Below are 14,008 nucleotides of genomic sequence, written 5' to 3' on the forward strand. Positions count from 1 at the left end.
TCTTTAATCTTTTATAATATAGTCAGGGAAAGACTGTTCCAGAGAGTTATCCTTAGTCCCATCCGCACTCTTTTTATCAATGAAATTATCATTAAGGAAAACACTGTAAGAACCTTTAGGAATTGAAGTCATCTCTTCAAGGTCTTTCACGATTTTATTAAATATTTCTTTGTTTGGTTCTGATTCTTCGTCAGACATGAAATATTGTATATTAATAAAGAAATTCTCAGGATTAAATTGTGTATCATCATAAGCATTCCGTAAGTTTTTTACACTTTCATCAGGATTATTTATAAAAAGGTCATAGACTGGCTTTATAGCCAACTCTTCATCTGTCATGGAAATAAAATAATAGGGTGCCATAAAACCTTGTCCGCCAGCATTTTGGAGGGATTCTTTTGTTTTACCTGTTACTTGCCCGTCAGCCGCAACTGATTCTAGGTAGTTATCGAGCTTCTTGAACTCTTCATTAAAAATCATGTGATACAATCCGCCTTTAATGGCATTCTCCACCTGGAATTCATCCGCCCATATCTTTTCTGTCATCGCTTTCTTTTCCAGTTCATCTATTGGTACTACAGCATAAGTATAGAAATGCGGCTCACCTTTTGATTCAACAAACACAGTAGCCCCATCCTTAGCCCCAACCACATTATGCACCGTTACATCGGTCTTATATTTCTCCTTAAAAAACTTGATGGCAGCTTCCTCTATCTGATCGAGGTTTTCATCAGCGATTTTATCCGTTTCTTTTCCGTATGGAAGTGCATAGCCTTCCCCGGTATAATCCTGGACACTTACCATTGTTTCATCAGAAGGGGCAGCCTGTGTTTCTTTTGTTTCTTCACTTTTCTGATTGTTATTCGAGCTATTCATACCAGAACATCCTCCAAGCATTAATGATATTCCAACACTGCATAGTAAAATTTTTGTTTTTTTGCGCATTAGTTAAATGTCCTCCCTAAGGAATATGCCATTCAGAGTATACCCCCTATTTTAGCCGATGAAGTTAGATTTTTACAGTTTTAACGTGGAAAATTACACTTTTTAGGTAAAAATGGGTAAAAAGTAAGAGAGGGGTTAGGGAGTATTGTACTAAAAATATGTTGCTTAAGATTTTTCTCATGGTAAGAACATAAGAAGAGCGAGTTCAGTTTTTGGATGAAATTAAACTTCCTCTTGCAAGCTTGAACAATTATGAAAGAATGAATCCTGGAAATACCGAATGAAAAATATACTGCCACCAAATAATTTAATCGAACGTTTGATTGATCTTTTCTATAGTAAAGAGAAAGGGATATGCAGATAGAATTATGAAATCTGCAAATAGTTGCGGGCTATTTACAAATAGAGCAATTGATTTGCAAATAGCCGCTGGAAACCTGCAAAAAGAACAATGAGATTGCAAATAGACAGCATAGGTAAAAATAGGGCCTTCCTGCAGATCCAAGAAAAACTGTTGCGCTTTAACGTATATCAACAACCTTATGTGCTTTTGCTTTTTCACTGCCTATTGCGCATTAATTACATGTCCTCTCAAAAGGTTTGTGTTCAGAGTATTATTCTTTAATAATATCATTCGTTAAATCTAGTGAATTATTTCCCATGCCACTGGAGCTCTGCTTATCAATAAAATTATCATTTAAGACAAAACTATATGAACCTCTAGGGATTGAAGTCATTTCTTCAAGGTCCTTTATGATTTGATCAAATAACTTTTTATCTGGATTTGCATTTTTATCGGCCATAAATAATTGAATATTAATGAAAAGGTTTTCGGCCGAGAATGAATTGTCATCATAAGCCTTCCTGAGGTTTTCAGCACTTTCATCAGAGTTTTTCATGAAAAGGTCATATACAGGTTGGATAGCTGCCTCTTTACTTCTCATTGAAATAAAATAATAAGGGGTTGAGAAACCATGGCCACCAACATTTTGAATGGATTCCTTCGTTCTGCCAGTTATTTGACCTTCTGCTGCAAGTGAATCAAAGTAGTCATCGAGTTGATTGAATTCTTCTTAGAAGATCATGCCATATAACCTGCCTTTAATGGCATTCTCGACCTGGAATTTGTCCGCCCATATCTTTTCCGTCATTACTTTCTTTTCCAGTTCATCTATTGGTACTACAGCATAGGTGTAGAAATGCGGTTCACCTTTGGATTCTACAAACACAGTGGCCCCATCCTTTGCACCAACCACATTATGCACAGTTACGTCTGTCTTATATTTCTCTTTGAAAAAGCTGGTGGCAGCTTCCTCTATCTGAGCAAGGTTTTCATCGGCAATTTCATCTGTCACTCTTCCATAGGGTAATGCATAGCCCTCACCTGTATAATCCTGAACGCTTATCTTAGTTTCTTCAGAAGGGCCAGCCTGTGTTTCTTTTGTTTTTTCACTGTCTTTATTGTTATTAGTGCTATTCATACCAGAACATCCTCCAAGCATTAGGGATATTCCAACAATATAATTCGGAAAGCTCCTCCTTAAAGAGTTATCTTTAACACCTTGAGATGTTTCTCTCTGAATCAGGTTGTCATTTAAAGTAAAGCTATAGGTCCCCTTGGGGATACCGTTCATTTCTTCGAGATCCCTGGTTACTCGATTGAAAATTTCTTCACTCGGCTCAGCACCTTTATTGCTCATGAACAGCTGAATATTAATAGAGAAATTTTCTGAGTCAAATAGGTTTTCAGCAAAGGCATTCCTTAACTCTTTTTTACTGGCATCAGGTTTTCTTATGTATAGATCATATACAGGTTTAATCGCTTCCTCAGCACTGAGAATGTTAATAAAATAATAGGGAGTCATAAAACCGAGGCCGCCTGCATTCTGAAGTGCTTCCTTTGTTTTCCCTGTAACGTGCCCTTCTTCTGCAAGGAGCTCTAAATACCCATCGAGTTTTTGAAACTCTTCTTCAAAAATCATGTGATATAAACCACCCTGAATGGCTTCCTGTATTTTGTATTTCTCAGCCCCGATGAGGTGAGGCAACACCTTATTATCCTGGATCTGTACATAAGCATAAGTATAAAAATGCGGTTCACCTATTGATTCCACAAATACCTTAACACCCTCCAGCACACCGACCATATTATGAACCTTCACATCGGTTTTGTATGTTTCCTTGAAATATTTAATTGTGGCTTCCTCAATCACATCCTGGTTTGCTTCAGCAATCTTATCCGTTTTTTTCCCGTAAGGCTGACGGTATTCTTCCCCAGTGTAATCCTGAACACGGATATACACCTTTTGAATATGTTCCTCTTCACTATCACGAAAGAAACTGGAACACCCTCCAAGAAAAATAGACAACCCCATTAGTACAAGCAGGAATATTTTTTTCCTAGCCATGTTTTTCCTCCAGATTAGATGATTGCCTTTATTTTAGTGTAAATAGTAATTTTATTACAGTATTAAATATGAAATTTTACACTAAATATGTAAATTAGGGAAAAGGTATTGTAGTTAGATTGTTTTTTGAATAAAAATCAATTTGAATTTTCTAATAATATGTGTATAATACATTTAAGGTAATGAAACGGAAAATGTCCGAAATAACATTCAACAAGGGGGATCATTATGGACAGCAGCTTTTTAAAGGAAATAACTCCCCAGCTGATCAAATGGCGGCGCACTTTGCATGCACTGCCTGAACTGGGGTTCATGGAGTACATCACTACATACCGGATCGGAAAAGAACTGGAAAAGATGGGTTTCAAACTTTATATAGGTAAAGACGCGCTTGAAGAGAATTCCCGTATGGGGCTTCCTGCACAAACTGATCTGGAGGCACAAGAGAAAAAGGCAAGGGAATGGGGAGTTGAAGAATCCTGGCTCGATCAAATGCGCAGCGGCAATACCGGGCTTGTGGCAGTCTGGGATACTGGCAGAACAGGAGACCATGTTGGTTTCCGCTTTGATATTGACGCCCTGCCGATAAACGAATCTGCAGATCCTGCCCATCGTCCAGCTCAATACGAATTTATCTCAAAAGAAGAGAATGTGATGCATTCGTGCGGACATGACGGACATACCGCCATCGGCCTTGGGGTTGCTCAGTATATTTCTTCCTATAGTGACCAGCTTAAGGGCCGCTTTACCCTTTTATTTCAGCCGGCAGAAGAAGGTGGACGAGGGGCTCGGGCCATGACAGACAAAGGCTGGCTTGATGATGTTGATTATTTTTATTCAGGCCACATCGGCATTAAGTCCCTGCCCGTTGGAACAATCGCAGCCACAACGCCAGGATTTCTGGCTTCAACCAAATACAATGCATATTTTAAAGGAGTTTCCTCACATGCCGGCATCAATCCCGAACTCGGGAAAAATGCTTTATTGGCAGCGACAACAGCTGCTAACAACCTTTACGGCATTCCGCGCCACCATGATGGTGTCACCAGGGTGAATGTTGGGAAGCTGGCCGCAGGAAGCGGCAGGAACATCATCCCGGGCGACAGCTATATGGAAATTGAGGTACGTGGTGAGACTCCGGAAATTGCCCAATATATGGCTGAAAAAGCGACCCGGATTCTTCAGGCGGCAGCAGATATGCACGATGTGTCCTGCACACTTGAAGCAGTCGGAGTTACGGAAGTGGTTGTCTGTGATGAAGAGCTGATCCCGAAAATTACCGAATGGTGTGCATCAAGCGAGCTTGTGAAGGAAGTGCTGCCATCTGTCCCTGTCTCCGGATCGGAAGATGTCAGCTTTATGATGAACAGGGTCCAGAAGCATGGCGGCAAAGCTACGTTTATGCTGTTTGGAACGAAGCTTGACTATCCTCACCACCATCCTCAATTCGATTTTGACGAAGATGCTTTACTGGTTGCGGTCGATGCTTATATTCATATCTTAAATGGCGGTTCGGCCATTTAGAATTAAGGGAGGAAATCATGAACTTTACAAAAGCCTTTTTGGCAGAAAACAAAGAGACATTTGAAAAAATAAGCGAGTATATCTATCACCATCCTGAAACTAGATTTGAAGAGTATGCATCAGCAGAATTTCTGGCATCCCAATGTGAAAAAGCAGGCTTCCAGGTTGAACGGAATGCTGGAAATATTGAAACCGCTTTTGTAGCTTCTTACGGAAGCGGAGCTCCTGTTATTGGCTTTCTTGGTGAATTCGATGCTCTGTCCGGATTGGGGCAGGTGCCAAATAAAACTTCGTATGAACCAACCGAGCTGAATGTCGGTCATGGATGCGGCCATAACCTCCTGGGGACCGGCGCCTTTGCGGCAGCCTGTGCTGCAAAACAATATTTAGAAGAAAACAATCTGCCTGGGACGGTTAAGTTTTTTGGCTGTCCAGGCGAAGAGGGCGGTTCCGGAAAAACCTTCATGGTCCGCGAAGGAGTATTTGAAGGGGTGGACGCAGCCTTAACATGGCATCCATCTCCTGCCAACAGCATCATGAGCTTATCGAGTCTTGCAAACTATCAGGTTTATTTCAGATTTAAAGGCTTATCCTCACATGCGGCGAACTCGCCTCATCTTGGACGAAGTGCCCTCGATGCGGTTGAGCTCATGAACGTAGGTGTGAATTACCTTCGCGAGCATGTTGTGCCGGAAGCCAGAATGCATTACGCCATCACCAACACAGGGGGCATCTCGCCGAATGTCGTACAGGCAGACGCCGAGGTCCTTTATCTGATCAGGGCGCCAAAGGTTCAGCAGGTGGACGAAATCTATAAACGGGTATGCAAAATCGCGGAAGGCGCAGCTTTGATGACAGAAACAGAGCTTACCATTGAGTTTGATAAGGCCTGCTCCAATTATATTCCAAACCGCAGTCTTGAAAAAATTCTCTGCCAAAGCCTTCAGGAAGCCGGAATCGAAAAACCGGATGAAGAAGAAAAGGCCTTTGCCGAAAAGCTTTGGACAACCCTATCAGATGGTGAAAAAGAAAGCTATTTAGATATTTTACGAGGGTTTGGCTATGTGGGGGATGGCAGTGAATTTGAGGGGAAATACCTGGCTGAAACCATCTCAGCCTATGAACCTTCCAAAGAAGTCCTTGCCGGCTCTACCGATGTCTCAGATGTAAGCTGGGTCGTTCCAACCGCGCAGCTGACAGCCTCAACATCAGCATTGGGAACACCGCTCCATACCTGGCAGATGACCACTCAAGGCATCAGCACCTATGCGCACAAAGGGATGCTCCGGGCAGCAGAAGCTATGGCATTAACCGGTGTAAAACTGCTGACCGACCAGGAAAAATTGGAAGCTGTTAAACAGGAATTCAAAGAGTTTAAGGAAGCTAATCCTTACACATGTCCAATTCCTGCAGAGGTTAAGCCCTCTGCTTTAAAGTAGGCTCCCATTGGGGCGGGGACGAGTGAGTCTGAGCTGGAGCAACTTCGGACAGAGAAGGTAGAATGCAGTGTTTTGAGTCCGAACCCGGAGCAACTTCGGAAAGAGAAAGCAGAAATACGGTGTTTAGAGTCCGAACCGGGAGGAACTTCGGACAGAGAAAGCAGAAATGCGGGGTTTAGAGTCTGAACCCGGATCAACTTCGGACAGAGAAAGTAGAAATGCAGTGTTTTGAGTCCGAATCCGGTGCAACTTCCGACAGAGAAAGCAGAAATGCGGTGCTTTGAGTCCGAACCTGGAGCAACTTCGGACAGAGAAAGCAGAAATGCGGGGTTTAGAGTCCGAACCCGGTGCAACTTCGGACAGAGAAAGTAGAAATGCAGTGTTTAGAGTCCGAACCTGGAGCAACTTCGGACAGAGAAAGCCGAAATACGGGTTTTAGAGTCCGAACCCGGTGCAACTTCGGACAGAGAAAGCCGAAATACGGTGCTTTGAGTCCGAACCCGAGGCAACTTCGGACAGAGAAAGCCGAAATACGGTGCTTTGAGTCCGAACCCGAGGCAACTTCGGACAGAGAAAGCAGAAATTCGAGCTCTTAAGTCCGAACCCGGAGCAACTTCGGACAAAGAAATCCGCAATGCAGGTATGTAAGTCCGAACCCAGATTACCAGAGAGGTGAATCTCAATCCGGCGAGCTTGCCAAAAAGCTAAAGCAAGCATACACATTGAAAACCAACGAGGCTTAATTCATAAGTAATAAATACCAAAAACAGAAAAGCGAGGGGAGTATATGAAAACAGAAAAACAAGGAAAGAAAGTGGTAACAGAAAACAAGAAGCCTGGGATTGCCCAGCGATTCCTCAATGGAGTCGAAAAGGTAGGAAACAAGCTCCCGGATCCATTTATATTATTTGCCGGGCTCGCAGTGTTAGTTATTATTGTTTCAGCTATATTCAGTGCCTTTGGTGCTACTGTTGTCCACCCTGGCTCGGGAGAGGAACTGGAAGTTAAGAACCTGGCATCTGGAGAAGGCCTGAATTTTATTCTGACATCCATGCTCGATAACTTCACCGGATTTGCGCCGCTTGGACTGGTTCTGTCCATGATGCTCGGGATCGGTCTTGCCGAGAAAGTCGGCATGCTGGATTATGCCATTAAGAAAACAATTTTAAAATCACCGCCGGCATTAATCACGTACACCGTTGTGTTTGTCGGGATCATGGGGAATATCGCTTCAGATGCAGCAATGGTGCTTGTACCGCCGCTTGCAGCAATGGTCTTCTACAAAATTGGCCGCAACCCGATTGCCGGTTTGGCTGCAGGGTATGCATCAGCCGGTGCCGGTTTTACAGCAAACCTGCTGATTGCAGGAACAGACGCACTTTTGGCCGGAATTTCAACAGAAGCTGCCAAAATTATTGACGAGAATATGGTCGTTACACCAATTGATAACTGGTATTTTAATATTGTTTCCGTATTTGTTTTAACCATTGTTGGCGGACTTGTCACGACGAAGTTCATTGAGCCGCGCCTTGGAGAATACAAGGGCGATGAGGTAAAAGAAGCCATTACAGAAGATCCTCCTAATGCCGGCAAGGCTTTGCGGAATGCAGTCATTGCCGGGTTCGCCTATATAGCCCTTATTGTGGGAGCGATCCTTATACCGAATAGCCCGTTAACCAATGAAGATGGCGGACTGGTTCCATCTCCATTCCTGGATGGCATTATCCCGATTATTCTGTTCTTCTTTATCATTATTGGTACTGTATACGGAATCACGGTTGGAAATATTAAGAGCAGTAAAGATGTGGCCAATTTTATGGCTGAATCCATGAAGGATATGGCATCCTATATTGTCTTAATCTTCGCAATCGCTCAATTTATTGCTTACTTCAGCTGGTCTAATATCGCAACATGGGTAGCGGTTAATGGAGCAGAGTTTCTGAAGGATGTGGAGTTTACCGGAATTGGCCTGATTATCGGCTACATCATTTTTACAGCTTCCCTGAACTTCCTGATCACTTCAGGTTCAGCTAAGTGGGCGCTTGAAGCACCTGTGTTTGTGCCAATGTTTATGCAGCTTGGCTATCACCCTGCATTTACTCAGGTGGCTTACCGTGTAGCAGATTCATCTACGAATATTGTGACACCGATGATGCCATATATGGTTATCGCCCTGTCATTTATGCAGAAGTATGACAAAAAAGCAGGAATTGGAACATTCATTTCCTTAATGCTTCCGTACTCGATTACGTTCCTGATCACGTGGATCATTATGCTTTTAGTATTCGTCTTCTTTGGAATCCCGTTTGGTCCGGGAATCGGTCCTTATCTATAAGAACAGGATGTGGTTAAAAAGTGAGTAATCTTGAAAACCAATTAAAAGAGTGGCGCCGTGATTTTCACCGTTATCCAGAGGGAGGCTTCCTGGAAATGCGGACAGCCTCCATTGTCGCATCGATCCTGGATGAACTTGGCTTCGGGCTGGAAATGGGCAGGCAGGTAATGGCCGCTGATTATTTTATGGGTAAGCCAAATCAAGAGGAAACTGCCGCACATTATCAATGGGCTCTCGAAAATGGGGCGAAAAAAGACTATATCGAACCCTTCAAAGATGGATACACAGGCATTGTCGCGACTATGGATACGAAAAAGGAAGGGCCGACCATCGCCTTCCGCGTGGATATGGATGCATTGCCGATCCATGAATCAGAGGCAGACAGCCATTTTCCGCAAAAAGAAGGATTCAGGTCTGCAGTTCCAAACACCATGCATGCCTGCGGACATGATGCCCATACAACCATCGGGCTTGGCCTGGCAAGCTTGATTGCTGAAAACAAAGACAGCCTTAAGGGGAAAATCAAACTGATTTTTCAGCCTGCAGAAGAAGGCACCCGCGGGGCTCGTTCAATGGCCGAAGCCGGAGTTATCGATAATGTGGATTATTTAATTGCCTCACATGTCGGCACAGGAGTTCCAGATGGACATTTTGTGGCATCAAAAAACGGATTTCTGGCAACGTCAAAACTTGATGTAACGTTTAAAGGAGTTTCTTCCCATGCAGGCGGAAATCCGGAAGAGGGGAAAAACGCCCTGCTGGCCGCCGCTTCTGCCGCTCTGAATATTTACGCTATTCCGCGTCATTCAGAAGGGGCAACCCGCATCAATGTGGGTGAATTGCATGCAGGCTCAGGCCGCAATATTATTGCAGATAAAGCGGTGCTGAAAATTGAAACACGCGGGGAAACGACAAAAATTAACGAATATGTCAAAGCACAGGCCGAAGCAGTTATTGCAGGATCAGCCCAAATGTATGGAGTAGAATACGAGATTCAGACTGTGGGCGAGGCCATTAGTGCTCATGGTTCAAAAGAGCTGGCATCCGTCCTGCATTCCTGTGCACAAGAAGCTTCCTATATAAAAGAAAGCATTCTTGAAGACAATTCACCTGCAGGCTCCGAGGATGCAACCTTCTTCATGGAGCGTGTTCAGCAAAATGGAGGACAGGCGACATACTGTATTTTCGGAACAGAACTGGCGGCAGGCCATCATAACGAGAAGTTCGATATTAATGAAGGCACGATGATGAATGCCGTCCAGCTGCTGTTTGAATCTATAAGAAAATTAAATTAAGGAATAGATGAGGCAGAGCAATCTGCCTCATTTTAGATCAGGGAGGAGTGTTGAGAATGAAAGAATGGCTGGATAAGCATCTGAAAGCGTTAAATTTAACAGACAGCATGAACCAGGCAGAAGGGTTCTGCCGGTTAGGCTACACGGAAGAAGAATGGCGGGCCATTGATGTATTTGTATCCATTGCTGAGGATATCGGTTTGAAGGTTCGAAGAGATGAAGCGGGGAATGCGATTGCCCGCTGGGAAGCTGAAGATTCATTACCGGCTGTTGCCGTAGGTTCTCATGTGGATACCGTAAAGGGCGGAGGAGGCTATGATGGAGTCGCCGGTGTCCTTTGCGGTCTGGCTGCCGTAAAGAAATTGAAAGAAGAAGGGTTCCAGCCTGCTTCACCAATTGAAGTCATTTGTTTTGCATCTGAGGAATCATCCCGTTTTGGCGTATCAACCATTGGCAGCAAGGCAATGAGCGGCCTTCTTAATAAGAATGAAGTGGAAGGTGTAACGGATGAGGATGGCATCACCATCCGCCAGGCAGTCGAGGACATGGGACTGTCATGGGATGCAATTGAAGATGCTGAACGGCCGGAGTCAGCTTTAAAAAGTTTTATCGAGCTTCACATTGAGCAGGGAACCAGAGTGGAAGATGCCGGTGCAGACTTTGGAGCAGTAACGGCAGTTGCCTGTCCAATCCGCTTAAAGGTAATCGTCAATGGACAGATGGGGCACACAGGAACGACCCCGATGGGCAAACGAAAGGATGCCTTTGTTGCAGCGGCACCTCTTGTTCCATTTATATCAGAGAAAGCTCTTGCTTTATCGAATTCCAGTGCGGTGCCAATTGTGGCAACAGCAAGCACCTTTGAACTAAAGCCGAACGCCATGAATGTAATTCCCGGAACGGTTGAGCTTGGAGTCGATATCCGCAGTGTGGATGATTCACTGAAAAAAGAAATGGAGAAGCGGATCCGTGAAAAATGTCATCAGCTTTCGGAATCTTTTGGTGTTACAATAGAAGTAAAAACGCTTGTTCATAATCCATCCGTTCAGCTTGATGAGGCAGTGATGCGAAAATTGCAGCAATCAGGTGAAGCGTTGGGATACAAAGCCTTGGTGCTTGAAAGCGGCGCAGGCCATGATGTGATGAACATGGCGGCCAAATGGCCTTCAGGGCTTTTATTCATTCCCTGCAAAAATGGCCTCAGTCATCATCCTGAGGAGTTTGCCTCTATTGAAGATCTGGAAATGGGAACAAAGCTTATCGCACAATATTTAAAAACTGAAACAAGCATATAAAGTAGAAGCAGGTGGAAAAGAATGAAGATTCGCGTTGGGGTAGTGGGGCCGGGAGACTCCGTTGGACACATACTTGCCTTGTCGCGTGAATACAGCGAGCTTGAGATGATTCCATACATTTATAAGGAAACAAAAGAAACGGAGAAGATTATCAGGGACCATAAAACGGAAATCGATTTATGGTTTTTCTCCGGACAGGCCCCTTATTTTTACGCGCGTTCAAAAGGGCTGATCGGGGAAGAAAATGCCCATTATCCCCCTCTATATGGCTCCAGCCTGCTGGGAACACTCCTTGAAGCGCATCTCAGGGAAGGCGGATTTCAGAAGGCAAGCTTGGACACCATTCAGGAATCCGAGCTGGATATACTTAAGAATACATATTTTTTAGGAGATTTGAACATCCACACATTTTCTTACAATGAATACGAACCGGCAGAGGAAATCATCCTTTTTCATAAGGAGCTTTATGAGAAAGGAAAAACGGAGGTCGCATTGACATGTGTCCAGGAGGTTCATGACCGGCTGAGGGAGCAGGGAATCCCATGCTACCGGGTGGTTCCGTCACCTGTCGCGATCAAACTTGTGCTCCGCTACTTAAGGGAAAGAGGCCAATCCAACTGGTATAAACGCTCCCAGATAGCGATTATGGGAATGGAAGTCGTTCACTCTCCAAGCTCACTCGAAGAGCAGCATTTTACCTATGAAATGAAGCGGCATGAGCTGGAAATCAAACAGGTCATGCTTGACTATGCCGAAAAAGTGCAAGGCTCCTTTGTGCAAATCGGGGATGGTCTATTCTTTATTTATACAACCCGTGGCGAGATGGATATGCACTTTCAGGAAGCGTCCATGTACTCTCTTATAGAAGAAGCGAAAATCCACAGCAAGCTGAAGGTCAGAATCGGTGTGGGGTACGGGCTGACAGCTTATGATGCAGAGCAGAATGTGAGGCTCGCCCTCCAATATGCACGTGACCAGAAAGCTTCTCCTGTGATTAGTGTCGATGAAAATAAGGAAATTAAGGAACACCTTTCCGAAAGCGGCGAAGAGGCAATTTCCTACCAGCAGCGCATCTGGGGAGAGGAATGGGAAGAACGCTTTAAAGGCGCCAAAATCAATCCGGCAATCGTATCCAAAATCGAATACCTTTCAAGGCACTATCAAAAAAAGATTGTCACGGCACAGGAAGTCTCAAGGTGGCTGAAGAACACCGAACGCAACTCAAGAAGGATTATGGCTGAGCTCGAGCGGCTGGGGCTTGCCAAAGTGACGGGTGAAGAACAGCCTGGGCAGCGCGGGCGGCCGCGGAAGGTTTATGAGTTGAAGTTTTGAAAAACTGGAGCTTAATATGTTTGAACAAAAGTTTCATCAAACATTTCAAAAAGCCTGGCTGATTATTCAGCTGGGTTTTTTGGTTTGTTTAACTTTTCAAACCGGGAGAAGAAAACGCCTCCGCTGAACAGTTTTTACAAAAGTGGAAAAGTATTCAATATTATTGATCTAAATAAGAAAATAAAAGTCCTAATTTCCCGAAAATTCGACTTTTATGTTAGTTAGTTAACGCAGAAATGTGATATAGTTAAATTAGTAACAGGTCATAATAGTTAGCTATAAAATAGCGATGGAGGTCTACACTTGTTAACAAATCATCTCGATTTTCGTCTGGAGCCGAAGGTAAGGGAATTGTATGAGGAGCACAAAAAGCGGGCTGAAAAAATAGATTGGGGTTATCACGAATTTCTTCCATGGGATAAAGCGCAGGATTTCCGGCGTGTACCATGGGATGAAAGCCAGGTGACGCTTCCGGAGTCCGTCATTACGGCTGTGGAGACAGCTCTATTGACAGAAGTAAATCTCCCATGGTTTACATCATATTTAGACCAGACCTTTAAAGGGTCATTGAGTGTTATTAAGGAATTTGTGCATACCTGGACAGCGGAAGAGGATCAGCACTCCAACCTGCTTGAAACCTATCTCTTAATCACGCGTAATGTCCATCCGGGCAGGCTTCACCAGCTGCATAAGCAGACAGTGGAAAATGGCTGGAATCCTGATTTCCATACCCCATTTGAAACAATGGTTTATACCTCCATGCAGGAGCTGGCCACCATGGTGTTCTACTATAATGTGGCAAAGGTGGCAGGGCCTCATGATAAGGATTTGTCCAGCCTGCTGAGGCGTTTGGCTAAGGATGAGACTCTGCACTATACTTTTTACAGAGACGTTATAAAACATCACCTGCAATTAGAGCCTAACTATTGCTACTACCTCGCCAACGTCATCATGAACTTTAAAATGCCGGGTGCTGTCATGCCGGATTTTGAAAACCGTATGGCCATCATTGCAAAAGAGGCCAACTACGGCCCGCTTGAATACTTTGATCAGGTTCTCGATGTCATTATAGACTATTGGGAAATTGAAAAGCTTCGGCCGATCGCACCTGAAGCAGAGAAAGCAAGACTTGATATCCTAAACTATCATGCCCGCCTCAAAAAGGTTCGGGATCGATTTTACAGCAAGAAATAATTTATAGAACCGGCGTTGCTGGTTCTATTTTTGTTCGAAAAGAACCGAATTGTGAACTCTGCAAATAGAATCGTGAACTTGCAAATAGAGTATTTGATTCTGCAAATAGAATTGCAAACTTGCAAATAGAGTATTTGATTCTGCAAATAGAATCGCAAACTTGCAAATAGAGTTTTTCATTCTGCAAATAGAATCGCAAACTTGCAAATAGAGTTTTTCATTCTGCGAATAGAATCGCAAA

At 43.9% G+C, this 14,008-nt stretch carries 8 protein-coding genes and 1 pseudogene; 7 read left to right on the forward strand and 2 right to left on the reverse strand.

Annotation, left to right across the window (positions count from 1 at the left end):
- Positions 1 to 3 precede the first annotated feature (3 nt).
- Together AC3WTL_RS13515 and AC3WTL_RS13520 are read right to left on the reverse strand one after the other, a co-directional pair.
- A complete protein-coding gene (locus tag AC3WTL_RS13515; RefSeq protein WP_248349921.1) occupies positions 4 to 876 on the reverse strand; it encodes a DUF1672 family protein in 873 nt (290 codons plus the stop codon).
- Positions 877 to 1,559: 683 nt separating this feature from the next.
- A pseudogene (locus tag AC3WTL_RS13520) lies at positions 1,560 to 3,353 on the reverse strand (DUF1672 family protein).
- Positions 3,354 to 3,581: 228 nt separating this feature from the next.
- On the opposite strand from AC3WTL_RS13520, the gene AC3WTL_RS13525 reads away from it, so the two are divergent.
- The 7 genes from AC3WTL_RS13525 (at position 3,582) to AC3WTL_RS13555 (ending at position 13,767) form a co-directional block, all read left to right on the forward strand.
- The gene (locus AC3WTL_RS13525; protein WP_492369530.1) at positions 3,582 to 4,877 is read left to right on the forward strand and encodes an amidohydrolase; all 1,296 of its coding nucleotides are present in this window, start codon (positions 3,582 to 3,584) and stop codon (positions 4,875 to 4,877) included.
- A gap of 17 nt (positions 4,878 to 4,894) precedes the next feature.
- Complete coding sequence (locus AC3WTL_RS13530; protein ID WP_492369531.1) at positions 4,895 to 6,316, forward strand: M20 family metallopeptidase; 1,422 nt, start codon at positions 4,895 to 4,897, stop codon at positions 6,314 to 6,316.
- A 787-nt stretch (positions 6,317 to 7,103) separates the two neighbouring features.
- Positions 7,104 to 8,651, forward strand: coding sequence for an AbgT family transporter (locus AC3WTL_RS13535; protein WP_248349905.1), 1,548 nt, complete (start codon positions 7,104 to 7,106; stop codon positions 8,649 to 8,651).
- 20 nt (positions 8,652 to 8,671) lie between these two features.
- Positions 8,672 to 9,946: a M20 family metallo-hydrolase gene (locus AC3WTL_RS13540; protein ID WP_492369532.1), complete on the forward strand. Its 1,275-nt coding sequence runs from the start codon at positions 8,672 to 8,674 to the stop codon at positions 9,944 to 9,946.
- Positions 9,947 to 10,002: 56 nt separating this feature from the next.
- Positions 10,003 to 11,241 (forward strand): M20 family metallo-hydrolase, encoded by a 1,239-nt coding sequence (locus AC3WTL_RS13545; RefSeq protein WP_248349901.1) that lies wholly within the window; start codon positions 10,003 to 10,005, stop codon positions 11,239 to 11,241.
- A gap of 21 nt (positions 11,242 to 11,262) precedes the next feature.
- Positions 11,263 to 12,573, forward strand: coding sequence for a hypothetical protein (locus AC3WTL_RS13550; protein WP_248349899.1), 1,311 nt, complete (start codon positions 11,263 to 11,265; stop codon positions 12,571 to 12,573).
- Between the two features lie 303 nt (positions 12,574 to 12,876).
- Complete coding sequence (locus AC3WTL_RS13555) at positions 12,877 to 13,767, forward strand: acyl-ACP desaturase (RefSeq protein ID WP_035327741.1); 891 nt, start codon at positions 12,877 to 12,879, stop codon at positions 13,765 to 13,767.
- Positions 13,768 to 14,008: the final 241 nt, after the last annotated feature.

The organism is Cytobacillus sp. EB106-05-05-XG126 (genome assembly GCF_058791715.1).